The organism is Streptomyces sp. NRRL F-5135 (assembly GCF_000719775.1).
GTDB classification, from domain to species: Bacteria; Actinomycetota; Actinomycetes; order Streptomycetales; family Streptomycetaceae; genus Streptomyces; species Streptomyces hebeiensis.
The window spans coordinates 437967-463646 of sequence record NZ_JOHR01000007.1; the positions used below are offsets into that span (position 1 = coordinate 437967).

The window sequence follows — 25680 nt, forward strand, 5'->3', positions numbered from 1 at the left end:
AAGGCGGCATCCCCGGGCGGACCGGGGGTGCCGCCTTCCCCGTCGTGCGGGGGCACGCGCGGTCACGCGTCCTCACGGGAAACGCGCCCCGAACACCCCGGCCGGGCCCCGGGCGCACCCTCCCTGCCCGGCGGCCCACCCGGCGAACTACCTGACGCCTCATCAGGTACCGGCTTCGGCGGAGCATCGTGAACATCGAATCGCGTTCGTCGCGCGTTTCCCGGAATATTGCGGAGGGCTGGAAGCGTTCACGATGCATCCACTTGGCGGCCGAGGCCGTCCGTCGATGCCGAAGCACGCCCACACACGCCACATACGCCCACATTTGCCCTTTATTTCCTACCCGGAGGCCGCACGTATGCCAGAGACGACGACCGATCAGCACGCCGGAGGCGCCGCCGGCCAGCCGCTCCCCGAAGTGGCCGAGCCGCGCGAAAGGCGCACCGGCGCCGTCGTTCCCGTCCTCGCCTTCGCGGGCATCACCGTCGCCGTGATGCAGACCCTGCTCGTCCCCGTCATCAAGGACCTGCCCGCCCTCCTGGACACGGCGCCCGCCGACGCCACCTGGGTCATGACGGCGACCCTGCTCGCCGGCGCCGTCTCGACCCCGATCATGGGGCGGCTCGGTGATCTCTTCGGCAAGCGGCGGATGCTGCTCGCCAGCCTCGCCGTCATGGTGATCGGCTCGATCGTCTGCGGATTCACCGACGACCTCGTGATCATGATCGTCGGACGGGCGCTCCAGGGCTTCGCCATGGGCGCGATACCCCTCGGCATCGGCATCATGCGCGACGAGCTGCCCCCTGAGCGGCTCGGCTCGGCGATGGCGCTGATGAGCTCGTCCATCGGCGTGGGCGGCGGGCTCGCCCTGCCGGCCGCCGCGCTCGTCGCGCAGAACGCCGACTGGCACGCCCTGTTCTTCGGCGCGGCCGGGCTCGGCGCGCTGTCCATGCTGCTCACCGTCGCGTACGTGCCGGAGTCCTCGGTACGGGCGGAGGGCACCTTCGACTGGCTCGGGGCGATCGGGCTGTCCGCCGGACTCGTCTGCCTGCTGCTGCCGATCACCAAGGGCAGCGACTGGGGCTGGACCTCGGGCACGACTCTCGGACTGTTCGGGCTGGCGGTGGCCGTCCTGCTCGCGTGGGGCGTACTGGAGCTGCGCAGCTCCGCCCCGCTGGTCGACCTGCGGACCACGGCCCGCCGCGAGGTGCTGCTCACGAACCTCGCCTCGATCATGGTCGGGGTCGCCTTCTACGCGATCTCGCTCGTCCTGCCCCAGCTGCTCCAGCTGCCCGCCTCCGTCGGCGGCCTGGGCCAGTCGATGGTCGTGGCCGGTCTGTGCGTGGCGCCGCTCGGCCTGACCATGATGTTCACCGCGCCGGTGTACGCCCGGATCTCCGCCCAGCACGGCCCCAAGGTCTCGCTGATGCTGGGCATGCTGATCATCGGCATCGGGTACGGCGGCGGGCTCGGCATGATGGGCGCGGCCTGGCAGACGATCGTCGTCTCGGTGGTCGTGGGCGCGGGCATCGGCCTCGCGTACTCCTCCCTCCCCGCCCTGATCATCGGCGCGGTCGACCCCTCGGAGACCGGCGCGGCCAACGGCCTGAACACCCTGATGCGCTCCATCGGCACCTCGGTGTCGAGCGCGGTGATCGGCATGGTGCTGGCCCACACCTCGGTCCGTACGGGCGGGGTGACGGTGCCGACGCTGCACGGCTTCCGGATCTCGTTCCTCATCGCCGCCGGCGCGGTGGCCGCCGGTCTGCTGCTGGCGTTCTTCCTGCCGTCGCGGCGGGCGACGGTGGTGAAGAAGTCCCTGGCGGTACGCCCCGGCGAGGGCGAGGCCGGCGACGCGGAGCCGGTACGGGAACCGATGCCGACGCTCGTCGCGGGCTCCGGCGGCTTCCGCGGCCGGGTGCTGGACGCGGACGGTACGCCGGTGGCGCGGGCGAACGTCACGCTGATCGACCGCCGCGGGAAGCAGGCGGGCCTCACCACCGCCGACGCGGACGGCCGCTACGCCCTGCTGCCGCCGAGCAGCGGCCCCTTCGTGGTGGCGGGTTCGGCGACCGGCCACGCGCCGCAGGCCCGGCCCGCCGTGTACGCGGGCGACGGCGTCCCGGTCGAGGTCGACCTGGTGCTCGGCCCGCTCGGTTCACCGGCCGCCACGGCGGCGGCCCCGGTGACGGCCTCGGCGGACAGCGTGCCGTAGACGGGCCCCGAGCGTCGTGGCCGGACCTGAGCGCGTGGACGGCCCCGAACCCCACAGACCGGACCTGAGCACGTAGGCCGTGCCCGGGCCGCACAGGCCGGACCGGGCACGGCAGCGGGGCCGAGGAGCGCGAGAGCCGCCCGTCGCGCCTTCGTGCCCCGGCCGACAGCGCGGCCCGGGGCGTACGGCAGCATGGGCGGCCAACACGTCGGCGGGGGCACGCTCTTCCCCGGGGCGGGACCCGGTACCCGGGCCGACGCGCGTACCCGTAACCGCGTCCGCGTCCGCCGCCGCGGACGTATGCCTGTCCGTACGACCGAACCCACCCCACAGGAGACGAGCCGATGCCCACCCCCACCGAACCCGCGCCGGCTCCCGCGCCGGAGACACTCGCCGCCTTCCGGGCCGCCAAGGGCTTCATGCCCGAGCACGAGGGGCTCGCGCTGTACGCCGCGGCGGCCGGGGCGGCCACCGCGCTGGGGCTGCCGCTCCTGGAGGTCGGCACGTACTGCGGCCGCTCCACGCTCCTGCTGGCCGCCGCGGCCCGTGACGCCGCCACGGTGGCGGTCACCGTCGACCACCACCGCGGCAGCGAGGAACAGCAACCCGGCTGGGAGTACCACGATCCGAGCGTCGTGGACCCCGGCACGGGCCGGATGGACACGCTCCCCACCTTCCGCCGCACGCTCCACCACGCCGGTCTCGAGGACCACGTCGTCGCGGTCGTCGGCAGGTCGCCGCAGGTCGCCCGCCTCTGGGGCAGGCCGCTCGGCCTGGTCTTCATCGACGGCGGCCACACCGACGAGCACGCGACCGGCGACTACGAGGGCTGGGCCCCGCACCTCGCGGAGGGCGGGCTGCTGGTGATCCACGACGTGATCCCCGACCCGGCGCTCGGCGGCCAGGCGCCCTACCGCGTCTTTCTCCGGGCATTGGCGTCCGGCGCCTTCGCCGAGGTCTCGGCGACCGACACGCTCCGCGTGCTGCGGCGGACGGCACCGGGCATCTGACCCGTACCCGGTCTACGATCGCCGCGTGTCGTACGACGAGAGCCCCCCGCAGCCCGTCCGCCGCCGGCCCGGCCGGTCCACCCTCACCCTCGCGGCCGCCGCCCTGGTGCCGACCGCGCTGGCCGGGTGGTTCGTCTGGCACGGCGTGAGCGGATCCGACGACGATCCCCGCACAACAGCGGCCGGATCCGTTTCCGCCTCTTCATCCGCGCCGTCCACAACCGGCGCACAAGATTCACAAGGCGCACGGGACAGCCAGAACAACGGCAGTACCGGCGATAGCGGGGATTCGGGGGTTACCGGCGACGCCGGTAACCCCGGGAACTCCGGGAACCCGGCGCACGCGGGGAAGCCCGGCGACCCCGGAAACGCGGGCGGCGGGCAGGACGGGAAAGAAGCTCCCCCGACCGGTCCGCTCGCCGGAAAAGTCGTCGTCATCGATCCCGGGCACAATCCCGGCAACCGCGATCACACCGAAGAGATCAACAGGCCGGTGGACATCGGAACGAACAGCAAAGAATGCGACACCACCGGTACCTCCACCAATGCCGGTTATCCGGAAGCCACTTTCACCCTCGACGTGTCCCGCCGGCTGCGCACCCTTCTCCGGGAACAGGGCGCGACCGTCACCTTCACCCATGACGCCGACCGCCCGTACGGCCCTTGTGTGGACGAGCGGGCCCGGATCGGCAACAAGGCGAAGGCCGACGCCGTCGTCTCCGTCCACGCGGACGGCTCGGCGCCCGGCAACCGAGGCTTCCACGTCATCCTTCCGGCGCTGGTCAAGGGCGGTGGGGCGGACACCGCACCCATCGTCGGACCGTCCCGTGATCTGGGCGAACACATCGTCGGGAAGTTCGCCCGGGCGACGGGCAGCGCCCCCGCCAACTACCTCGGCGAGGGGACGGGTCTGGACGTACGGGACGATCTCGGCGGCCTCAACCTGTCCACCGTTCCCAAAGTCTTCGTCGAGTGCGGGAACATGCGCGATGCCAAGGACGCGGCGTCACTGACCGACGCGGAATGGCGGCAGAAAGCGGCCCAGGGTCTCGCGGACGGCATCGGCGGCTTCCTGAAGAAGTGAATCCGGAGAAACGGATCCGGAGAAATGAAACGGTGAACCCGCGCGGGACCGGCGCCTCGCGCCCTCCCGCGCGATTCACGCGGGCCCCCGCGCCCGGTCGTCCCGTATCGCCTCGTAGCGGCCTTCTCCATAGTCGGTCTTCGTCACGGCCTTGGTGACAACACCCGTAACGCGCCCCGGAACAGCCCGCGCGACGAGCGTCGCGACACCGATTCGCAAGGGGCTTCGTACGCGCTTCGTAACGGGTGGATAGCGGCCCGGATACCCGGCAGACGTCCCGTACGGGCAGACGATAGATTCATCCGTACGATAGGGAGCCGCCCCCGAGCTTCGCACCGTGCACCGCCGCGCCATACCGGCGGCCGCGACGACCGCCCCGACGAGACGACTGACGAAGGACTTTCACGTGAACATCCGCTCCCTCACGAGAGGTGACGGCGTGGTGATCGGAGCAGCGGTGCTGCTGTTCATCGCCTCGTTCCTCAAGTTTTACGACTCGGCCTACAGTTCCTCGAAGGCGTGGGACATCCTGGGCGTCGTGATGAGCATCCACCTGGCCGGAGTCATCGCCGCGGCGCTGATCGTCACCGCCCGCGCCCTGCCCCAGCCTCGGAAGCTCGCGGGGCTGGACATCGCGCAATTCGGCGTCGCGCTGGCGATCTTCGCCGCCTGGACCTCGTTGTGGTACCTCATCGGTGACGGCACCGCGGGCGCCGGCCAGATCCTCGGCTTCATCGGCGCCGTGGCCCTCGCGGGCGCCGCCGTGGCCACCCCGCTCGTGCCGCAGCTCCAGCCCGCCCTCGTCGGCGCGCCGAAGCCGCAGACGCCGCAGCCGTACGGCGGCCAGCCCGGCGCCCCCGGCCAGGGGTACGGCTACCCGGGCGGCCCGCAGCCGTACGGTACGCAGGGCCAGCCCCAGCAGTACGGTGCGCAGGGCTCCCTGGGCGGCCAGCAGCCCGCCGCGCAGGGGCAACCGGCGGCGGACGGGAACGCGCCCGCGGGCGACTTCTCCCCGTTCTGGTTCGCCGTACCGGTGGCGCGCCCGCTGTTCGGCGAGGACGGCGCGCCGTCGCCGATCGCCGAACTGGCGCCGGGCACCTGGTACCTGGCGGTCGAGCAGCGCGGCGCGGGTCTGGTGGCCCAGACGCAGGACGGCCGCCGGGGCGTGCTCCAGGACACCTCCGGCATCCAGCGCGGCTGACGCCCGCCGCCGGGCCGCCGCCGTCCGACGAGACGGCGACCGGCACGAACATGACATGACCGTGGCCCCCGTTCCACTCCGGACGGGGGCCACGGTCATGTCATGTCATGTCATGCGCGTACGACGTCCGTCCGGCGGTGCGGACACCGCCGGAGGGCTCCGTCGTCTCAGCCGAACGACGCCCTCTCCAGCCACTGGTCCAGCAGTTCGGCGTCGCCGACCACCTCGACCAGCTCGCTGTCCACGGGCAGCCGACGGTAGAAGGCGCGCAGCACCTCGGTCAGCGGGCCGCGCAGGGTGACCTCCGCCTCCGGTGCCTCCTCCGCCCGCGCGGCGACCGCTGTCCCGCGCCAGTTCCCGTGCCCGCGCCGCCAACGGAAGCCGCCGTCACCGAACTCGAACAGCCAGTCTGCGTCCAGCCCCTCCGGGGCGTCGGTGGCGGTCAGCCGGATCGTGCGCCGCCGGCCGCTCCGCAGGGACGCGAAGCGCGGGTCCTCACCCGCGGCGACGAAGCCGACGAGCTGGAGCCACTCGTCGATCGCGTCCGCCGCGACCCACGGATCCGCCTCGTAGCGGACGCCCGCGGCCACGGCGGCGTCCGCCCGGTGGATCAGCGTCTCGTGGGTCATCCGGCGCGCCCAGAAGACGGTGCCGCGTTCCCAGCCCCAGCTCCACACATCCGTGCCGGGACCGGCCTCGCGCAGGGCGGTGACGGCCTTCTCCGCCCCGTCCGCCAGCCAGGCGTCCAGCGCGGCCGGGCCGTCGGCGTCGGGCTCGGTCCCGGTGACCCGCTCCGTCGGCACCGCTTCCGCGGCCTTGGTCCGCACGATCAGTTCGACCCAGCGATGGGCACCGCCGACATGGCGGGCGAGTTCCTCGAGCGTCCAGTCGGGGCAGGTCGGCACGGTGGCCGAGAGATCGGCACCGGTCAGCGCGGCCCTCAACGCGGCGGTCTCGTCGAGGATTTGCGCGCAGTAGCGGTCATAGTCCAGAAGCGTCATGGCCGTCAGCCTAATTTCGGCGGCGGGCCGGGTCAGCCGAGTTTCGCCGCGCTCCGCCGCGTTTCACGCATGCACAAGCGGCAACACGAACGGCATGTCCTCACGTCATCGCAGTGGAAGCGGTTCCGTGGCGACGGCCGTTGTCGTCGTCGCGGACGTCATGGCCCTCATCCTGGGCCTGTGGATTCTGATGTACCTGCTGGACGCCAACCGCGGCAACGAACTGGTGGAGTTCGTCCAGGGTGCCGCGCGCCGGCTCGCCGGCTGGTCCTACGACCTCTTCACCTTCGACGCGGCCTGGGCCCGGGTGGTCTGTGGCTACGGTCTCGCGGCGATCGTGTACCTGGCCATCGGCCACGGCCTCGCCAACAGGCTGCGCCGGCTCTGAACCCCGGGCCCGGTCACCGGCCCCGGCCGGGACCAGGTCCGACCGGCACCAGGTCCCACGTCCTGAGCGGGCCCGCGTCCTGACCGGGACTACCCGCAGCAGTCCGGCTCCAGGCCGCGTGGCAGCCGTTCGCCGCCGAACACGGCGGTGGTCGCCTCGTCCCCGCCCAGCGCGGCCACCGCCAGCAGCAGCGAACCGGCGGTCCAGGTGGTGAACTCCTCCGGCCAGAAAGCCCGTTCGCCCTCGAAGACGTACCCCGTCCAGTACCTGCCGCCCTCGGCGCGCAGATGCTGGACGGACTGGAGTATCTCCAGCGCCCGGTCGGACTCGCCGATCGCCCACAACGCGAGGGCGAGTTCACAGCTCTCACCGCCGGTCACCCAGGGGTTGGACGCGACGCAGCGCACGCCGAGCCCCGGCACGACGAAGCGGTCCCAGCCGTCCTCGATGCGCGCCTTGGCCTGTTGCCCGGTCATCGCGCCGCCGAGCACGGGGTAGTACCAGTCCATCGAGTAGCGGTTCTTGTCGAGGAACCGCTCGGGGTGGCCGGTGATCGCGTGCCCGAGCGCGCCCGCCGCCAGCTCCCAGTCCGGCTGGGGCTCCTCACGCTCCTCGGCGATCGCGAGCGCGCAGCGCAGCGCGTGGTAGACGGACGAGCAGCCGGTCAGCAGCGCGTCGTGGACCGCCGTGCCGTCCGCCTCGCGCCGCCAGCCGATCTGCCCGCCGGGTTGCTGGAGTTCGAGGACGAAGGAGACCGCCGCGCGCACGACCGGCCACATCCGGTCGAGGAACGCGTCGTCACCCGTGGCCAGGTAGTGGTGCCGGACACCGACGGCGGCGTACGCGCAGAAGTTGGACTCGCGGCCGAGGTCCTCGGGCGGGGAGCCGGCCTCGTCCCGGTAGGCGGCGTACCAGGAACCGTCCTCGTTCTGGTGCCGGGCCAGCCAGTCGTACGCGCGGGCCGCCGCCTCGTGTTCGCCCGACGCGTCCAGCGCCATCGCCGCCTCGACGTGGTCCCAGGGGTCGAGGTGGTGTCCCCGGAACCACGGGATCGCGCCGTCCGGCCGCTGGACGGCACGGATGCCGGCGACGGTCTCGGCGGCCTGCTCGGCGGTGAGGACGCCGGGCAGGACCAGGTGTTCGGCGGCGCCTGGCCCTCGGCCGGGCAGGGTCACCTGGCGTCCGGTGCGGACGCGGCGGGCACGGACGGGGCGGCCGGCGGGACCGGCGAGGGGAGGTGCGGTTTCGTCGCGTACGCCACGAAGCTCTTGCCGACCACCGGATTCAGCAGCTGTTCCGCGACCCGGGTGGCCAGCGGCTTCTTCATGATGTCCCAGACGAGCAGCTTGTGGTAGGCGCGGACGGGCAGCGCCTGGTCGTTGTCCACGCCGAAGGCGCACTTCAGCCACCAGTACGGGGCGTGCAGCGCGTGCGCGTGGTGGGTGCCGTAGGGCTTGAGCCCGGCCTCCCGCATCCTGCCGAGCAGTTCGTCGGCCTTGTAGATGCGGATGTGGCCGCCCTCGACCTCGTGGTACGCGTCGGAGAGCGCCCAGCACACCTTCTCGGGCCCGTACCTCGGCACGGTGACCGCAAGCCGCCCGCCGGGCCGGAGCACCCGCACCATCTCGGCGAGCAGGCCCTTGTCGTCCGGGATGTGCTCCATGACCTCGGAGACGATCACGACGTCGAAGGACTCGTCCGGGAAGGGCAGGTGCAGCGCGTCGCCCTCCATGGCGGTGGCGGTGGCGCCCGGCGGGGCCTCCCCCGCCTCCCGCATCGCGGCGAACCAGGCCGCGACCTCGCGTATCTCCGCGCCGTTCCGGTCCAGCGCCACGACCCGCGCGCCGCGCCGGTAGCACTCGAAGGCGTGCCGGCCCGCGCCGCATCCCAGGTCGAGCACGCGGTCGCCCGCGGCGAGCGGGAAGCGGGTGAAGTCGACGGTCAGCACGGGGTCCTGCTTTCGCGGTCGGGGGAACGGCGGGAGCCGGAAGGGCCGGAAGGTTCGGAGGGGCCGGAGGGGCCGGAGGAGTCCGAGATCCCCGTCGGGGAGGATCGGGCGGACTGGTCGGGCCGGCCGGATCGGTCGGGGGCGGCGGGCCGGCCGGAGCCGTCGTGGGGGCCCGAGCCGTCGTAGGGCCCCGGCGGGCGGGGCGACCTCGACCTCGTCGGCGGCGTCAGAGGCGTCCGCCCGGGCGCCCGGCGGCGGGCGATCGCCGCGCGGTACAGCTCCACCGTGCCCTGCGCGGCCCGCGCCCAGGTGAACCGGTCCAGCACCCGCTCCCGTCCCGCCGCGCCCAGCCGGGCCCGCAGTCCGTCGTCGGCCAGCAGCCGGCCGAGGGCGGCCGCCAGCGCTCCCGCGTCGCCCGGCGGGACGGCCAGGCAGGTCTCGCCGTCGGCGCCCGCCACCTCCGGGATCGCCCCTCCGGTCGTGGCGACCAGTGGGGTGCCGGTGGCCATGGCCTCGGCCGCGGGCAGGGAGAAGCCCTCGTACAGCGACGGCACGCACGCAACCTGCGCGCCCCGTATCAGCTCGACGAGTTCGGCGTCGGAGATGCCCTTGACGAACTCGACGGCGCCCTCCAGCCCGTACCGCTCGACGGCCGTGGCCACCGGCCCCTCCTCCGGGCGCCTGCCGACGACGACGAGGTGCGCGGCGGGGTGTTCGGTACGGAGCTTGGCGAGCGCCTCGATCAGGTACACCAGGCCCTTGAGCGGTACGTCCGCGCTGGAGGTCGTCACGATCCGGCCGGGGACCTCGGGCACCGCCGGGTCCGGTGCGAACAGGTCCGTGTCGGCCCCGATATGGACGACGTGGACACGGTCCGGGCGCACGCCGAGCTGGTCGGTGATCTCCTGCCGGGAGGACCCGGAGACCGTGAGCACCGAGGGGAGCCGGCGCGCGACGCGCTTCTGCATCCGGGTGAAGCCGTACCAGCGGCGTACGGACGCGCGCCTGCGCCAGTCCTCGGCGGCGGCCAGGTCCAGCCGCCGGTCGACGGTGATGGGGTGGTGGATGGTGGTGACCAAGGGCGCGCCGAGTTCGCCGAGGAGACCGTAGCCGAGCGTCTGGTTGTCATGGACGACGTCGAAGTCGCCCGCGCGGGCGAGGAGATGGCGGCGGGCGCGGAGCGAGAAGGTCAGCGGCTCGGGGAAGCCCCCGGTCCACATGGTGGCGACCTCGAGGCCGTCGATCCAGTCTCGGAACTCCTCGCGCCGGGGAGTGCGGAACGGGTCGGGCTGCCGGTAGAGGTCGAGGCTGGGCAGTTCGGTGAGGCGTACGCCGTCGGTCTCGTCGAGCACGGGGTACGGCTGGGACCCGATCACCTCCACGCGGTGGCCGAGGCGGGCGAGTTCGCGGGAGAGGTGGCGTACGTAGACGCCCTGACCTCCGCAGAAAGGATTCCCCTTGTAGCTGAGGAGCGCGATGCGCAACGGCCGCTCGTCGCCGCTGTCATGGCCGCCGGTACCGGTGGCGCCGTCGCCGGTGGGGGACCCCGCCCCGGTGCCCGCCTCTGTGGACTCAGCGGTCACTCCCGGCCCCCTTCTCACTGCACTCTATGTGCGTAGCACGCATGTTCGGCGGAGCGTAACCGCCGACGACAAGCCGGAACAAGTTCCCCCCGGGCGCGCGGCCAGGGACGATCGCCCACGACTCTCGAATTTACCGGCAAGTAGCGTGGTCGTACGGGCCGGGTCGGGTGATTCACACCACGGCGTCGTCCGCAGCGGTCCGCACGTCCCGCGTACCGGCCTCCCCTCGCACGGGCCCCTCCGCGCGCACCGGGCCCCTCCCCTCACCGAGCCCCTCCCTCACCGAGCCCCGCATTGCTCCATACGGCCCGTGCCCGCTCAAGGGCCGGGTGCCAGGTGGCCGATTGACGGGTGGTCGCGCATGCGGCGACACACACCGGTACGCCGATGCGCGATGCCCCGCTCACGACCGGCCGCCCGCGGCCGGTCCCGTATTCAGAAGGAGGACGCATGCGCCTGAGCGCGCATTGGGCGCCGGCCGCCCTGCTGTCCGTGATCGCCCTGCTCTGCGGTACGGCCGCGACGGCCGCTCCCGTGCCCACCCCCACCCCCGGTCAGGAGCGCGTGCCGCTGCGACGGTCCGCCGACGCGGTCCCGGGCCAGTACATCGTCACCCTCGAGCCCGCGTTCGCGGCCACCACGGTCCTCGAGCAGCTCGGGGTCAGCGCCCTGTTCACCTACGAGAAGGTGCTGTCGGGGTTCGCCGCCACCCTCACCCCGGCCCAGCTGACGCGGGTGCGTGGGCTGCCCGGCGTACAGGCGGTCGAGGAGAACGGAGTGGTCCGGGTCGACGCCCGCGCCGGCGACCGCCGGCGCGACCGGGACCCCCGCCGCCCCGGCGCGGGCCGGGTCCCGGCGCTGAGCTGGGGGCTGGACCGGATCGACCAACGGCACCTGCCGCTGGACGGGGAGTTCAAGGTGGCCGGGACGGGCAAGGGCGTCACGGCGTACATCGTGGACACCGGGATCGAGTCGGGGAACAGCGAGTTCGGCGGCCGGGCCACCAATGTGTTCGACGCCGTGAACGACGGCCGGGCCGGGGAGGACTGCAACGGCCACGGCACGCACGTCGCGGGCACGACCGGCGGCGCGAACCACGGCGTGGCACGCGATGTGACACTCGCCGGTGTACGGGTGCTCAACTGCGAAGGGACGGGCGACTGGGCGGGGGTGATCGCGGGCTTCGACTACGTCGCCAAGCACGCGAAGCAGCCCGCCGTCATGAACGCCTCCCTCGGCGGCGCCGCGTCCAGTGCCGTCGACACGGCCGTCAACGCCGTCGCCGCCAGAAACGTCGTGCCGGTCGTCGCCGCGGGCAACTCGCACGTGGACGCCTGCGGAGTCTCCCCGGCGCGGGCGGCTTCGGCCGTCACGGTGGGTGCGACGAACCGCGACGACAACGAGGCGACGTTCAGCAACTTCGGCAGGTGCCTGTCGCTGTACGCGCCGGGCGTGGACATCGTCTCCGCCAAGCTGGGCGGCGGCTCGGTCGCCGAAAGCGGCACCTCGATGGCGGCCCCGCACGTGACCGGCGTGGCGGCCCTGTACAAGGAGGAGCACCCGACCGCCTCGGCTCCGCTGGTCAGGACGTGGCTGGCCGGCCGGTCCACGAGGAACGTCATCTCCCCCATCAGCCCGTCCTCGCCGAACCGCCTGCTGTACACCGGCGGCCTGTGAGGTCCTGGGACAGCGAGAAAGCCAGGGCCCCGGTACCGCCCGTCCCCGCGCCGCGGTGCCGGGGCCTGGCGCGTGAGCGAAGGGGGCGGGGCCGGCACGGCCGGCGGCCCGGCCTCCCGACCGGCACCACCATCACCGCCGTCGTCGCCACCACTCCCCTCACTTGACAAAAGCAGTTGCCGTCATGGCAAATAAATCCCATGGCGGAAGACAACTTCACCCCCGTGCTGGCGGCCGTGGGTCCCCGGCTGCGAGCGCTGCGGCGCGAGCGCGGCGCCACCCTGGCCCAGCTGAGTGAGCGGACCGGGATCTCGCTCAGTACCCTCTCTCGGCTGGAGTCCGGGCAGCGCAAACCGACGCTCGAACTCCTGCTGCCGCTGGCCAAGGCCCATGGTGTGCAACTGGACGAACTGGTGGGCGCCCCGGCCACCGGGGATCCCCGGATCCACCCGCGTCCGTTCACCCGGTACGGCCAGACGTTCGTACCCCTGACCAGGCACCTCGGCGGGCTGCACGCCTACAAACAGATCATGCCCGTCGCCATGTCTCCCGACGCGCTGGGCGGCCGGCCCGAACAGCGCACCCATGAGGGCTACGAGTGGCTCTACGTCCTCTCCGGCACACTGCTCCTCTACCTCGGGGAGCACGACCTGGTCCTGACGGCGGGGGAGGCCGCCGAGTTCGACACGCGCACCCCCCACGCGTTCCTCAACGGGGGTGACAGGCCGGTGGAATTCCTCACTCTGTTCGGGGCGCAGGGGGAGCGGGTTCATGTCCGGGCGCGCCCCGCGAAAGGCGCGTGAGGCGGAGGAAACCCGGCGCGCGGAGCGCGCGTACCGCCGAGGTGTGATGCGTGCGCCGTTGGTCCAACCGTCTACCACGTACGGGCAATCCCTGGATGCGCCGGGGCCGCGCCCAACAGACTTCGGTCATGAGCGAAACGACGACGACCAGAACGGAAGCGGTCCCCCGCGGACTGCTCAACGACAAGATCGCCTTCGTGACCGGTGCCGGCCGGGGCATCGGGGCCGCGGCGGCGCGGCTGTTCGCCCGGGAGGGGGCGAAGGTGGTGCTCGCGGCCCGTACGGAAGCCGAGCTGAAAGCGGTCACCGAGGGCATCCGGGCCGACGGCGGCACCGCCGACTACGTGTTGTGCGACCTCGCCGAGCCCGCCGGTGTCAAGGGCGCGGTCGACGCCGTGGTGGAGTTGCACGGCCGGCTCGACGTGGCGTTCAACAACGCGGGGATGGGGGTCCCGCCCGCCCCGCTGGCCGAGATCCCGGAAACACACTTCGACCGTGTCCTCACGGTCAACCTCAAGGGCACCTGGCTGGCCATGTCGGCGGAGATCGCGGCGATCCGCGCGACGGCGGGCACCGGTGCCATCGTCAACAACAGCAGCGTCGGGAGCCTGCGGGGCAATCCGGCCCTGCCGGCGTACGGCGCGGCCAAGCGCGCGGTGAACAGCCTCACCGAGTCGGCGGCGGTCACGTACGGCCCCGAGGGCATCCGCGTCAACGCGATCGCGCCCGGCACCACCATGACCGAACTGATCGAGGAGTGGGCCACGCACCAGCCCGGCATCGTCGAGCAGCTCAACGCCCAGACGCCGCTGCGCAGGCCGGCCCAGCCGCACGAGGTGGCGGAGGCGGCGGCCTGGCTGCTCAGCGACCGCGCGTCGTACGTCACCGGGGTGGTGCTGTCGGTGGACGGCGGCATGCGCGCCTGAACGGCCACGGCCCGGTCCTCGCGCCTGAGTGAACGCGTGTGGCGTGCACGCGGAAGGCACGTGCACGCCACAGCCCGACGGGATCGTCGTACGACTCGTTCTACTTGACGCGCACGACCTGCGGGTCGTGGTCGCTCGTCTGGTCGGCGAACTCCGCGTTGATGTGGACGACCTCGTAGCCGGGCTTCTTGATGGCCGGGCTGACCAGGATGTGGTCCAGCGTCTGCGAGTTGCCGTCGTAGACGTAGCTGTAACGCTCGGCCTGCGGCAGGGTGTTGATCAGGTCGACGAGGACCCCGCCCCGGGTGAGCGTGGTGAGCGGCTTGGAGAACTGGTAGTCGTTCATGTCACCGAGGACGACGACCTTGGCCTTCTTGTCCTTGGCGAGCAGGCCGGAGACGAAGGTGTTGACCTCCTCGGCCTGGGCCAGGCGCTGCGTCTCGGAGCCCAGCGTCGGCGGCTGGAAGACGCCGTGCACCGGCTGGTCGCCGCCCTTGGAGTTGAAGTGGTTGCCGACCACGAACACCTGCCGGCCGCGGAAGGTGAACTCGCCGGCCAGCGGCTTGCGGCTGTTCTTCCAGGCGTCCGAGACGGGGTTGATCCGGCCCGGGGACGCCGAGAGCGCGATGCCCTTCTTGCCGTTCTTCACGACCTCCACGGGTGTGGTGGCGTCGCCGCCCGGGCGGTCCACGAAGCTGACGCGCTTGGGGTTGAAGAGGAAGACGTTACGGATGTTGCCACCCGGCTCGCCTCCGTCGGCCTTGTTCTCCGGGTCGATGGCGCGCCAGTCGTAGGCCGGACCGCCCGCCTTCTTGATGGCGTCGGCGAACTTGGCGAGGGTCTGGTCGGCCGCGACCGTGCCGTCGTCCGTGGCACCGTTGTTGTCCTGGATCTCCTCCAGGCTCACGACGTCCGGCGAGGCGAGGTTCTTGACGATGCCCTGGGCGAGCTTGTCGTACTTGCTCTGCGGCTCCTGCGGGTCCAGGTTCTCGACGTTGTACGTGGCGACCGAGAGCTCGTCGGACTTGGCCGGCTTCGCCACGTCCGGCTCGAGGCCGCCCGGTTCGACCGTGCCCAGGGTGGTCGACTGGACGTTGTAGCCGCCGTAGTTGGCGTAGTCCAGCGGGCCGGCGGTGGTGCCGGAGAGGGTGTCGCCGACGTTGGCCTGGAGCTTGCCGCCCGTCAGCGAACCGATCAGGAGACGCCCGGAGTTCGGGTTGTCGTAGCCGGTGAGGACGGTGCCGCCGCTGGGGGTCGGGTTCTGCCTGGGCTTGGTGGTGATCCAGGTCTCGTTGTAGGCGTTGGACGCGCCCACCACCCGGACGTCCTCGACCCGCACCCGCATGCCCTCGCGGGACTCGTACCAGTCCAGCGCGTACTGGGAAGGCTTCAGCTCGAGCGGCTCGATGCTGCCGCCCTTCGCGTCCGGCGCGTAGTTCTCGGGCACCGTGCCGGCGCCGATCGCCTCGGCCGCGGGCAGTTCGTTGCCGGAGGACAGGACGGCGGTCGTCGGGCCGCTCAGCTCCGTGACGGACTGCGAGCCGGAGTTCTGGCCGCCGGGGTAGTACTCGGTGATCTTGCCGGAGACGAGGACCGAGTCGCCGGGCTTGACCTGCGGTGTGGCGGAGCCGGTGAAGACGAAGAGGCCCTCGCTCGTGGCGGGGTTGTCGTCGGGCTCGGGGTCCTGGAACCAGAAGCCCCGCGAGGAGCCGGTGGACCGGACCGCGGTGACCACACCCGGGACGTTGGTGACGCTCTTGCCCGCGTACGGGGAGAGCCGCTTGGCGCCCTGGACATCATGGATGCGCACGTCACCGGGGGCGGTGTCGCCGGGTGACGGGGTGGGGGACGGCTCGCCGCCGCTGTCGCCGCCGCCCGTGCCGTCGCCCGCGCTGTTACGGGGGCTCGGTGCGGCCCCGGTCAGGTCGGCGGAGTTGTCGTCCGTGTCGGTGAGGGCGGCGTTCCGGGTGACCGAGGTGGTGTTGCCCGCGCCGGTGGCGGGGGCGGTCTCCCGTACGACGGCGGTACCGAAGCCGACCAGGTCCTTGACTCTGTCGTCCGCCGCGCAGTCCGCGGCGGTCAGGCAGGTCAGCGGGGCCGTGGAGTGGACGAGGGCGACGGTGCCGCTGGTCGCCGACATCGCGATGGCGCCGCTCGCGTCGGGCGTGGGCAGCGCGGTGTCGCCGCCTGCTCCCTTGGCCTCCTGGACGAGGTAGCCGCCGCCCGCCGGAATGGCCCCGGTCACCTCGGTTACCTGCCACTTCGAGTTCGCGGTGGGCGCACCGCTCAGGTACTGGACGGACCAGCCGGTCAGGTCGAAGGGCGCGTCACCGGAGTTGCCCAGTTCGATGAAGTCGTGGGAAAGGGTGGCGCCCGAGTTGCCACCGCCGCCGAAGACCTCGGAGATGACGGCGTCGGGCGAGGGAGTCGCCTGTGCGGTGAGCGGGAGCGCGAGAAGCGATCCCGCCACTCCCACGGGGAGGAGGAGCGCGAGTCGTCCGGCGCGTCTGCCGACGGATCCGCCGCGGTGCCGGCCGTGCGGCGCCGGCGAGGCCGGGGGTATGGATGAGGACACGGGGAACTCTTTCTTACGGATGGCAGGTGTGTGGGGTACGGAGGTGGGGAGCACCGCGGAGGGTGCGGAGCCGTACCACGAAAAGGCGGGAAGGCGGCTCAAGATACGCGCGTAGACATCGACCCAACAAGAGGGATGCCGAGCCAAAGAGCAAGTGTTTCCCGACCGTTCGCCGGATTTAACCCAAAACCCCACATCACTGACGCCGCGTAAGGGAATCAACCGGGACAAGACTGGACGCAACGGGGCGCCATTCATGCCTCCTGTACACGCCCATGCGTGTCCGCGCCCGCCCTGACCGCACTCGCGCCCGACCACACCGCCTACCGCCCCGGAGGGGGCCTTCCGCCGGCCGGTAGAGTGGGCGGGTCGTCATCATGCCCGTACGGGGGAAAGCCGGTGGGAATCCGGCGCTGACCCGCAGCCGTGAGCCGCCGTCACCGGTGGCGAGCCGGATCGCCCCGCACATGGTCGTGACCGGCTCGTGCCACCGGAAACCGCCGGTGGCCGGCACCGTCGAGGTTTACGGGCCGGAGCCTGGTACCCGAGTGTGCCGGTGCCCGGCTCCCGCAGGAGAGGCCCAGCCCGCCCATGACCACCGTTCGCCGCTGCGCCGCCGCGCTCGCCGCATCCGCCGTACTCGGTGTGGCCCTCGCACCGGCCGCCCACGCGGGAGGTGATGTGCCCGTCACGCCCGCCCCGTCCGCCTCCTCCCCGGCCCCGGACGCCTCCTCTCCTTCGACGCCTTCGTCTCCCCCCTCGTCGTCTCCCTCGCCGTCGAAGTCGAAGCCCGCGTCCGCGGGCCTCCCGGCGGGCCTGTACGGCACCAAGGACCCCACCTACGACGGTGTGTGGCGCCAGTCGCTGGCATTCCTGGGCCAGTACACCGGCGGGTACAAGCCCGCGAAAGCGGCCGTCACCTGGCTGAAGGGCCAGCAGTGCGCCAACGGCGCCTTCCCCGCCTACCGCGCTGACCCCACCACCCCCTGCGACGCGACGACCGCGGTCGACTCCAATGCCACGGCCGCCGCCGTGCAGGCCCTCTCCAGCCTGGGCGGCCAACGACCGGCGATGCGCCGGGCGGTCGCCTGGCTGCGCTCCGTCCAGAACGCGGACGGCGGCTGGAGCTACACCCCCGGCACCCCGAGCGACGCCAACTCCACCTCCCTCGTCATCGGCGCGTTCACGGCCGCGGGCGTACGGCCCAGTTCCGTACGGTCCCCCGAGGGGAAGAACGCCTACGACGCCCTGGTCGGCTTCGCCATCCCCTGCGAGCCGGGCGCGGACGCCGGGGCCTTCGCCTACCAGCCCGACGCCGCCGGCCGACTGAGCGCCAACGAGGACGCCACCGGCGCCGCCGTCCTCGCCGGGCTCGGCAAGCGGATGGTGACCGCTCCGGTGCCCCCGGGGCCCGCTCCGGACTGTGTGCGTACGGCGGCCCCCTCGCCCGAGCGCGCCGCCCGCAACGGCGCCGCCCATCTGGTGTCCGCGCTCGGCCCGTCGGGCCATCTCGTCCAGCCGCCGCTGCCCGGCACCGACGACAGCACGCCCCTGCCCGACGTCGGGAACACCGCCGACGCGGTCGTCGCCCTGGCTGCCGCCGGATACGGCAACCAGGCGGCCCAGGCCCTGGAGTGGCTGAAGACGAACGCGGCCGGCTGGGCCGAGGAGAACGGCCCCGCCGCCTACGCCCAGTTGCTCTTCGCCGCCCATGCGACGGACACCGATCCACGCGACTTCGGCGGTGTCGACCTCGTCCAGCGTCTGAACGCCACCGGTCCCACCCCCACTCCCCTCCCCTCCCCGGGCGCGTCGGCCACGACGGCGAGCGCGGCCGACGACGCGGCCGGTCCGGTCCTCCCGTGGGCCGTCGGTATCGCACTGGTCGCCTGTGCCGGGCTCGGTCTCCTGATCCGCCGCCGCGGAAGGGCACGGCGGTCATGACCGGCTCTCGCATACCGCTGCCCGTCCGCGCTCCGCTGTCGGCCGGCGTGCCACTCCTCGTCTCCCTGCTGCTGGTCGCGCTCGGCGCCGGGAGCGCCCAGGCGGCCGGCTACCGCTACTGGTCGTTCTGGGAGAGCGACGGCGGGGGGTGGGCGTATGCCACGGAAGGTCCCGCCACGGCTCGCCCGGCCGACGGCTCCGTCACCGGCTTCCGGTTCTCGGTGAGCGCGGACAGCGGCGACGCGGCGAAGCCGCGCGGCGTGCCGGACTTCACGGCCGTGTGCGGGGACACCGCGGCCGAGGCCGGCCGCAAACGGGTCGCCGTCGTCGTCGATCCCGGTACGGCCGCCGACGCCCCGGACGGTGAGCGGCCGCCCGCGCCCCGGGCCACGTGTGCCCGGGTCGGCGAGGACGCGACCGCCGCCGAGGCCCTCGCCGCGGTGGCCGAACCCCTGCGCTACAACGCCGACGCGCTGTTGTGCGCCATCTCCGGCTACCCCGCGTCCGGCTGCGGCGAGCAGGTACGGGACGGCGAGAAGCAACCCGAGGAGACCGCGCCGGCGGCTCCGCCGGGGACCACCCCACCGACCACGCCGACGACGGCGGGCACGACGGCCGGGGGCTCCCGGAACACCGCGGCCCCGGCCACCGGCGCGGAAGGCGACCACGACGGGGGCCCGTCCCTGGGACTGGTCGCCGGTGTCGCCGCCGTGGCCGCCCTCGCCGCGGCCGGCCTCTGGCGGGCCCGCCGCCGACGCGGCTGACCCGCACGTCATGAGCTCCGTCCCGAACCTCCCCGCACCGTCCCGCCGCACCGCCGTCCGGCGCGGCCCGTCCCGTCGTCTTCCCCCGTCCGCGCTCCGGGCCCCCGCGGCCGACCGGTCCAACGCCCTGCACGCCGGGGCCTGGTGGCTGTGGGCCCTCGGGCTGGCCACGGCCGCGTCCCGGACGACCAATCCGCTGCTCCTCGGTCTGCTGGTGGCCGTCGCCGGCTATGTCGTCGCGGCCCGCAGGACCGACGCGCCCTGGGCCCGTTCGTACGGCGCCTTCGTGGCGCTCGGGCTGGCCGTCATCGGCATCCGGCTGCTGTTCTCGGTCTTCCTCGGCTCCCCCGTGCCCGGCTCTCATGTGCTCTTCACCCTGCCCGAGGTGCCGCTGCCCGACTGGGCGCGGGGCGTGCGGATCGGCGGCCGGGTGACGGCCGAGCAGCTGCTCTTCGCCCTGTACGACGGCGGGAAGCTGGCGACGCTGCTGATCTGCGTGGGCGCGGCCAACGCGCTCGCCAGCCCGGCCCGGCTGCTCAAGTCCCTGCCGGGCGCGCTGTACGAGGCCGGGGTCGCCGTCGTCGTGGCCATGACCTTCGCACCGAACATGGTCGCCGACGTCCGGCGCCTGCGCACGGCACGCAGACTGCGCGGCCGTCCCACCGGCGGTGTACGGGCGGTCCTCCAGATCGGACTGCCCGTTCTGGAGGGCGCGTTGGAGCGGTCGATCGCCGTCGCCGCCTCCATGGACGCACGTGGATACGGCCGGACGGCCGAGGTTCCGCGCTCCGTCGCCCGGCTCACCACCGTCCTCACGCTCGGCGGGCTGCTGGGCGTCTGCGCCGGTTCGTACGCGCTGCTGGCCGCGGAGGGCGCCGGATACGGCCTGCCGGTGCTCTGCGCCGGTGCCGTCGCCGCGCTGGCCGGGCTGTGGCTCGGGGGCCGGCGCTCGGCCCGCAGCCGGTACCGCCCCGACCGCTGGGGGGCGCGGGCCTGGCTGGTGGCGGCCTCCGGTGCGGCGGTCGCGGTGGTGATGATCCGCGCGGGCGTCGGCGACCCGGAGGCTCTGCGTCCGGGCGTCGTTCCCCCGACCGCGCCCACCCTCCCGCTCTGGCCCGCCGCGGGTGCCCTGCTCGGTCTGCTGCCCGCCGTCGTCGCGCCGGCGCCGGCGTCCGCTCCGCTTCCCGTTCCCGCTCCCCCGCCCAAGCCCACGCCGCCGTCCCCCTCGTCGTCCGCCCGCGCGGCGACCGGGGACGCGCCGGAACCGAAGGAGACGACACCATGATCCGCTTCGAAGACGTGTCGGTCACCTACGGCGACACCGCCGCACCGGCGATCAGCGGGGTCGATCTGACCGTTCCGGAGGGCGAACTGGTCCTGCTCGTAGGGCCTTCCGGAGCCGGCAAGTCGACCCTGCTGGGAACCGTCTCCGGGCTGGTCCCGCACTTCACGGGCGGCACTCTGCGCGGCCGTGTCACCGTCGGCGGCCGGGACACCCGGACGCACAAGCCCCGCCAACTCGCCGACCTCGTCGGCACGGTGGGCCAGGACCCGCTCGCCCACTTCGTCACCGACACGGTCGAGGACGAACTGGCCTACGGCATGGAGTCCCTGGGCCTCGCACCCGATGTGATGCGCCGCAGGGTCGAGGAAACGCTGGACCTGCTGGGCCTGGCCGAGCTGCGCGACCGGCCGATCACCACGCTCTCCGGCGGCCAGCGCCAGCGCGTCGCCATCGGCTCCGTCCTGACCCCGCACCCCCGGGTGCTGGTACTCGACGAGCCGACCTCGGCCCTGGACCCGGCGGCGGCCGAGGACGTCCTCGCCGTGCTGCAGCGGCTCGTGCACGACCTCGGCACGACCGTGCTGCTCGCCGAGCACCGGCTCGAACGGGTCGTGCAGTACGCGGACCATGTCATCCTCCTTCCTGGTCCCGGCCAGGCCCCCGTGCTCGGGAGCCCGGAACAGATCATGGCCGTCTCCCCGGTGTTCCCACCGGTGGTGGAGCTGGGCCGGCTGTCGGGCTGGGAGCCGCTGCCCCTGTCCGTACGGAACGCCCGGCGCAAGGCGGCGGAGCTGCGCGAACGCCTGGCCGACCGGGCCCCCGCGCCTTCGCCCGCCCCCGCGGCCGGGCCGTCAGCGCCGGACCACGGGACCCCGGTCACCGGCTCGGCGCCGGAGACGCGGCGGCCGTCCCCGGCCCCTGTCGCCCCGGCCGCCCCTGCCGCGCCCGCGCGGTCGGCGCCCGCCCGGCCAGGGTTCGTCCGATCCGCGTTCGCCCGGTTGTTGCGCCGAGGCACGGACACGGCTCCCGACCAGGGCCGTTCGGCCGGTACCGCGTCCAGTGGACCGGCCGACGCCTCACCTCCCGGCGGTGGGCCGGCCCACGCTCCGCTCGCCTCCATAACCGGTCTGACCGTGCGGCACGGACGGACCGAGGCACTGCGCCGGGTGTCACTGACCGTCGCGCCGGGCGAGACCGTCGCGCTGATGGGCCGTAACGGCGCGGGGAAGTCCACCCTGCTCGGCTCCCTCATCGGCACGGTCGAGCCCGCCTCCGGCACCGTCCTCGTCGGCGGCCGGGCCCCGCACCGCACTACACCGCGCGAACTCGTCCGCCAGGTCGGTCTCGTACCGCAGGAACCACGTGACCTGCTGTACGCCGACACCGTCGCCGCCGAGTGCGCCGCCGCCGACAACGACGCGGGCGCGGCGCCCGGCAGTTGCCGGGCCCTGGTCGAGCGACTGCTTCCGGGGCCGGCCGACACGACGCATCCACGTGACCTGTCCGAGGGGCAGCGGCTGGCGCTGGCCCTGGCCGTCATCCTGACCGGGCGGCCTCCGCTGCTGTTGCTGGACGAGCCGACCCGGGGGCTGGACTACGCGGCGAAGTCCCGTCTCGTGGGGATCCTGCGGTCGCTCGCGGCAGCGGGACACGGAACCGTCCTGGCGACCCACGATGTCGAGCTGGCGTCGGAGCTGGCCGACCGGGTGGTGATCCTCGCCGACGGCGAGATCGTCGCGGACGGCCCGACCTCCCAAGTGGTGGTCTCGTCCCCTGCCTTCGCGCCCCAGGTCGCGAAGGTCCTGGCGCCCCAGGCATGGCTGACGGTGGCACAGGTGCGTACCGCCCTGTCATCGGACGGGGGCGACCGGCCGGCATGACCACCCCCGACACCCCCGCGACCCACGGCGGTCCCGGCACTCCCGGCAGCCCAGCGGCCCGGGATTCGGACTCCGGTCCCAACTCCGGCCCCAGCCCCAGCCCCGGCTCCGGCTCCGGCTCCGGCTCCCGGAATCCCCGCCGGCGGCCGCCTCGTTCCCCGGTGCCGCAGGCGCGTGCCGTGCGGCTGGGGCCGCGCTCGGTCTGCGCGCTCGCCCTCGTCAGCGCCATCGGCGTCGTCGCCTTCGGCTGGCCCCTGCTGGCCGACCCCGCGTCCGGGCTCGCCCATTCCCAGGACGCGCCCTGGCTCTTCGCGCTGCTCCTGCCCCTCCTCGTGGCCGTGGTCGTCGCGACGATCGCCGATTCCGGACTGGACGCCAAGGCGGTCGCGATGCTGGGCGTCCTGGCCGCCGTGGGCGCCGCCCTGCGGCCGCTGGGGGCGGGCACGGCCGGGCTGGAACCCATGTTCTTCCTGATGGTGCTGAGCGGCCGGGTCCTCGGCCCCGGCTTCGGATTCGTCCTGGGCTCCGTCACCATCTTCGCGTCCGCGCTGCTGACCGGCGGGGTCGGTCCCTGGATGCCCTTCCAGATGCTCGCGATGGGGTGGTTCACGATGGGCGCCGGGTTGCTGCCGGGGCCCGACCGGCTGCGCGGCCGGGCCGAGTCGCTGATGCTGGCGCTGTACGGCGCGTGCGCCGCGCTCGCGTACGGCACCGTCATGAATCTCCAGGGCTGGACGTACCTCGGCGGGCTCTCGTCCGGCATCTCCTTCCACCCGGGCGAGCCCGTCCAGGACAACCTCGTCCGTTTCCTCGCGTACTGCGCCGCGACCTCACTGGGCTGGGATCTGGGCCGGGCGACGCTCACGGCCGTCCTGACCCTGACCGTCGGCGGCACCCTGCTCAAAGCGCTGCGCCGGGCCACCCGCAGGGCGGCCTTCGAGGCGAAGGCCGCCTTCGCCCGACCCGAGTGAGCCGAGCGCCCGAAGCGGCGGGCCACGTGCCCGGCCATGTGCCCGGCCACGTGCCTTGCCACGCATCCGACCACGCGTCCGGCCACCCAGCCCGCCGGACCGCGGACCGCGCGCCGCGCGATACGTACAACAACGTCCGAGCGTCGAACTTCCGAACTATTCGTCATGCACGGAAAGCTACCCCTGCTCACTCTCCGTAAACACTGGATTCTTCCGCTCCGTCCCCGTCGGCGCGTCCGGCCCCTCGTCCGGTCCCTCGTCGCGCCGCTCACCACGGTCCCCGTCGCGGTCCTTGTCCCCGTCCCGCCGCTCGCCGCTGTCCCCGTCGGGCGCTTCCCGCCGAGCGCCACCCGCAGCGCCGTCCAGGCCCAGAGCGGCGCCCTTGCCCAAGGGGAACGGGTCCTGCTTCTCACCCGCCTCCGGCATCAGCTTCCGCGGCCCGGCCAGTACGTACGTCAGCGCGAATCCGGCGCCCACGACCGCCGCACCGCCCACCGCGTCCAGCACCCAGTGGTTGGCCGTCGCGATGATCGCGCACACGGTGAACAAGGGATGCAGCAGCCCCAGCAGCTTCATCCACAGCTTCGGCGCCAGTACGACGACCACGACGCCGCACCACAGCGACCACCCGAAGTGCAGCGAGGGCATCGCCGCGTACTGGTTGGTGACAGCGGTCATCGCCCCGTAGTCCGGGTTCGCCAGGTCCTGCGGGCCGTGCACGGTGTCGATGAAGCCGAGGCCCGGCATCAGGCGCGGCGGGGCCAGCGGATAGAACCAGAAGCCGATCAGCGCGAGGACCGTGGCGAAACCGAGCGAGGAGCGCGCCCAGCGGTAGTCGGCGGGCCGGCGGACGTACAGAACACCGAGGATCGTCAGCGGCACGGCGAAGTGGAAGGACGTGTAGTAGAAGTTGAAGAAGCTCTCCGCCCACTTCATCTCCACGACCGCGTGGTTGGCCCAGCGCTCGATGTCGATCCCGAGCGCCTTCTCGATGCCGTGGATCTGCCGGCCGTGCTCCTCCGCCGACGCCCGGCCGCCCGTCGCGACGAGCCGGATCTGGGAGTAGACGGCGTACCCGACGCGGATCACCAGCAGTTCGAGCAGCAGATTCGGCCGGCTCACCAGCCGCCGCCAGAACGGCGCCAGCGGGACCCGGTTCCAGCGCGCGGGCACCGGTCGCGCGTACTCGGTCGGGACGGGCTTGTCGAAGTACGGCGAGGTCCGCAGCAGGAACGGCACTCCGCAGGCCGCCGCCAGCGCGGCGATCAGCGTCACGTTCTCCCGTATCGGAGACAGCAACGCCATGCTCGGCAACAACATCTTCCCCGGCAGTGTCATCGTCAGCACCACCAGCACGGGCCACACCATCCGGTCCCTGGCCCGTGTCCCGACCCGCCCCACCACCGCCAGCAGCAGCCACAGCAGCTGGTGCTGCCAGGCCGCGGGCGAGACCGCGACCGCCACACAGCCCGTCAGCGCGACGGCGAGCAGCAGTTGCCCGTCCCGGGCGTAGCGGACGGCGCGCCGCAGTCCGAGGGGGACGACGGCTGCCGCGAGGAGAACGAAGAGGACGACTTCCAGGGGCCCCGTCAGGCCGAGGCGGAGCAACGCGCCGTGCAGGGACTGGTTGGCGAGGCTGTCCGGGCTGTCGCCGAGGCCCGCCCCCGCCACATGGTGCACCCAGTACGCCCACGAGTCGTTGGGCAGGGCCACCCAGGCGAGGGCCGTACCGAGGACGAACGTCCCCGCCGTCGACACCGCCGCGTTCTTGCGCCCCGTCAGCCACAGCAGCGGCGCGAAGAGGAGCATGGCGGGCTGGAGGGCCGCGCCGACGCCGATGAGCACGCCCGGCGCGCGTTGCCCTCGGACGACGAAACAGCCGACCAGTACGAGCAGCACGGGAATGATGCTGGTCTGGCCCAGGTGGAAGCTGTTGCGTACCGGCAGGGACAGCATGAGCAGGCTGATCGCGACGGGCGCGGCGAGCAGTCCCGTACGGCGGGAGACCCGGCCCGGCAGGGCGCGGGCCGCGACCAGTCCGAGTGCGACGACCAGCAGGAGGGTGCCGAAGGTCCAGGCGATGCCGAGACTCTGCTCGGCCGAGCGGGCCAGCGGTCTGAGGACGAGGCCCGCGAACGGGGTTCCGGTGAACTTGCCCGTTTCGTACAGGGAACCCGCCACGTGCAGCACGCCGTTGTCCCCGACCCACGTCTCCAGATCGGTCAGCCGCTCACCGGGCGGCAGGCGGAGCACCGCCGCTGCCTGTCTTATCGCCAGCACGCCGGCGAGCAGCCAGAGAACCACGCGCACCCTGCCGAATCCGGCCCCCGCCACACCCGCCGTGCCCGCCACACCCGCCGCCCCGACCACGCCGGCGGCTCCCGCCGCACCGGCCGCCGCTCCGCCGCCGTGCACGCTGTGCTCC

19 protein-coding genes and 1 riboswitch are annotated in these 25680 nt (G+C 73.2%); of the genes, 13 read left to right on the forward strand and 6 right to left on the reverse strand.

All coding sequences use genetic code 11. The features are described from left to right. Positions 1 to 358 precede the first annotated feature (358 nt). The 4 genes from IG02_RS0114455 (at position 359) to IG02_RS0114470 (ending at position 5510) form a co-directional block, all read left to right on the forward strand. Positions 359 to 2215, forward strand: coding sequence for an MFS transporter (locus tag IG02_RS0114455; protein WP_051765003.1), 1857 nt, complete (start codon positions 359 to 361; stop codon positions 2213 to 2215). Between the two features lie 344 nt (positions 2216 to 2559). Then, positions 2560 to 3225, forward strand: a complete 666-nt coding sequence (locus IG02_RS0114460) for a class I SAM-dependent methyltransferase (RefSeq protein ID WP_030746553.1) — start codon at positions 2560 to 2562, stop codon at positions 3223 to 3225. A gap of 25 nt (positions 3226 to 3250) precedes the next feature. After that, the gene (locus tag IG02_RS0114465) at positions 3251 to 4309 is read left to right on the forward strand and encodes an N-acetylmuramoyl-L-alanine amidase (protein WP_030746556.1); all 1059 of its coding nucleotides are present in this window, start codon (positions 3251 to 3253) and stop codon (positions 4307 to 4309) included. Between the two features lie 406 nt (positions 4310 to 4715). Then, positions 4716 to 5510 (forward strand): membrane protein, encoded by a 795-nt coding sequence (locus IG02_RS0114470; protein WP_030746558.1) that lies wholly within the window; start codon positions 4716 to 4718, stop codon positions 5508 to 5510. Between the two features lie 167 nt (positions 5511 to 5677). Here the strand turns inward: IG02_RS0114470 and IG02_RS0114475 are convergent, their stop codons facing one another. Then, a complete protein-coding gene (locus IG02_RS0114475) occupies positions 5678 to 6511 on the reverse strand; it encodes a maleylpyruvate isomerase family mycothiol-dependent enzyme (RefSeq protein ID WP_030746560.1) in 834 nt (277 codons plus the stop codon). Positions 6512 to 6605: 94 nt separating this feature from the next. On the opposite strand from IG02_RS0114475, the gene IG02_RS0114480 reads away from it, so the two are divergent. Continuing rightward, positions 6606 to 6899 carry a hypothetical protein gene (locus IG02_RS0114480; protein ID WP_030746563.1) on the forward strand — a complete coding sequence of 98 codons (294 nt, stop codon included), beginning with the start codon at positions 6606 to 6608 and terminating at the stop codon, positions 6897 to 6899. Between the two features lie 89 nt (positions 6900 to 6988). On the opposite strand, the gene IG02_RS0114485 is transcribed toward IG02_RS0114480, so the two are convergent. From IG02_RS0114485 to IG02_RS0114495, 3 genes are read right to left on the reverse strand one after another with little or no spacing between them, the layout of a single operon-like run. Then, positions 6989 to 8074: a prenyltransferase/squalene oxidase repeat-containing protein gene (locus IG02_RS0114485; protein ID WP_030746565.1), complete on the reverse strand. Its 1086-nt coding sequence runs from the start codon at positions 8072 to 8074 to the stop codon at positions 6989 to 6991. Next, positions 8071 to 8847, reverse strand: coding sequence for a class I SAM-dependent methyltransferase (locus IG02_RS0114490; RefSeq protein WP_051765005.1), 777 nt, complete (start codon positions 8845 to 8847; stop codon positions 8071 to 8073). The genes IG02_RS0114485 and IG02_RS0114490 overlap by 4 nt, the downstream gene beginning before the upstream one ends. Further along, positions 8841 to 10430, reverse strand: coding sequence for a glycosyltransferase family 4 protein (locus IG02_RS0114495; RefSeq protein ID WP_420707744.1), 1590 nt, complete (start codon positions 10428 to 10430; stop codon positions 8841 to 8843). The genes IG02_RS0114490 and IG02_RS0114495 overlap by 7 nt, the downstream gene beginning before the upstream one ends. Positions 10431 to 10880: 450 nt before the next feature. Here IG02_RS0114495 and IG02_RS0114505 point away from each other — a divergent pair, with 450 nt between their 5' ends. The 3 genes from IG02_RS0114505 to IG02_RS0114515 all read left to right on the forward strand — a co-directional run bounded on the left by IG02_RS0114505 (position 10881) and on the right by IG02_RS0114515 (position 13836). Further along, a complete protein-coding gene (locus tag IG02_RS0114505) occupies positions 10881 to 12107 on the forward strand; it encodes a S8 family peptidase (RefSeq protein WP_030746581.1) in 1227 nt (408 codons plus the stop codon). Positions 12108 to 12307: 200 nt separating this feature from the next. Beyond that, positions 12308 to 12910: a helix-turn-helix domain-containing protein gene (locus tag IG02_RS0114510; RefSeq protein WP_030746583.1), complete on the forward strand. Its 603-nt coding sequence runs from the start codon at positions 12308 to 12310 to the stop codon at positions 12908 to 12910. Positions 12911 to 13038: 128 nt separating this feature from the next. Beyond that, positions 13039 to 13836, forward strand: a complete 798-nt coding sequence (locus IG02_RS0114515; protein WP_107055601.1) for an SDR family NAD(P)-dependent oxidoreductase — start codon at positions 13039 to 13041, stop codon at positions 13834 to 13836. A 100-nt stretch (positions 13837 to 13936) separates the two neighbouring features. Here the strand turns inward: IG02_RS0114515 and IG02_RS0114520 are convergent, their stop codons facing one another. Continuing rightward, the gene (locus IG02_RS0114520; protein WP_420707747.1) at positions 13937 to 16399 is read right to left on the reverse strand and encodes a lamin tail domain-containing protein; all 2463 of its coding nucleotides are present in this window, start codon (positions 16397 to 16399) and stop codon (positions 13937 to 13939) included. A gap of 407 nt (positions 16400 to 16806) precedes the next feature. Beyond that, positions 16807 to 16867: riboswitch (cobalamin riboswitch) on the forward strand. Between the two features lie 135 nt (positions 16868 to 17002). On the opposite strand from IG02_RS0114520, the gene IG02_RS0114525 reads away from it, so the two are divergent. The 5 genes from IG02_RS0114525 (at position 17003) to IG02_RS0114545 (ending at position 23255) form a co-directional block, all read left to right on the forward strand. Continuing rightward, positions 17003 to 18355, forward strand: coding sequence for a prenyltransferase/squalene oxidase repeat-containing protein (locus tag IG02_RS0114525; RefSeq protein WP_030746591.1), 1353 nt, complete (start codon positions 17003 to 17005; stop codon positions 18353 to 18355). Next, a complete protein-coding gene (locus tag IG02_RS0114530; RefSeq protein WP_051765007.1) occupies positions 18352 to 19119 on the forward strand; it encodes an SCO2322 family protein in 768 nt (255 codons plus the stop codon). Before IG02_RS0114525 ends, IG02_RS0114530 begins: the two co-directional genes overlap by 4 nt. A 10-nt stretch (positions 19120 to 19129) precedes the next feature. After that, positions 19130 to 20404, forward strand: coding sequence for a CbiQ family ECF transporter T component (locus IG02_RS0114535; protein WP_234314736.1), 1275 nt, complete (start codon positions 19130 to 19132; stop codon positions 20402 to 20404). Next, positions 20401 to 22284 (forward strand): ABC transporter ATP-binding protein, encoded by a 1884-nt coding sequence (locus IG02_RS0114540; protein ID WP_030746608.1) that lies wholly within the window; start codon positions 20401 to 20403, stop codon positions 22282 to 22284. The genes IG02_RS0114535 and IG02_RS0114540 overlap by 4 nt, the downstream gene beginning before the upstream one ends. Positions 22285 to 22445: 161 nt before the next feature. After that, on the forward strand, positions 22446 to 23255 hold the full coding sequence (locus IG02_RS0114545; protein WP_030746611.1) for an ECF transporter S component: 810 nt from the start codon (positions 22446 to 22448) through the stop codon (positions 23253 to 23255). Positions 23256 to 23432: 177 nt separating this feature from the next. Here IG02_RS0114545 and IG02_RS0114550 read toward each other — a convergent pair whose 3' ends face one another. Beyond that, positions 23433 to 25607: a bifunctional glycosyltransferase 87/phosphatase PAP2 family protein gene (locus tag IG02_RS0114550; RefSeq protein ID WP_420707748.1), complete on the reverse strand. Its 2175-nt coding sequence runs from the start codon at positions 25605 to 25607 to the stop codon at positions 23433 to 23435. Positions 25608 to 25680: the final 73 nt, after the last annotated feature.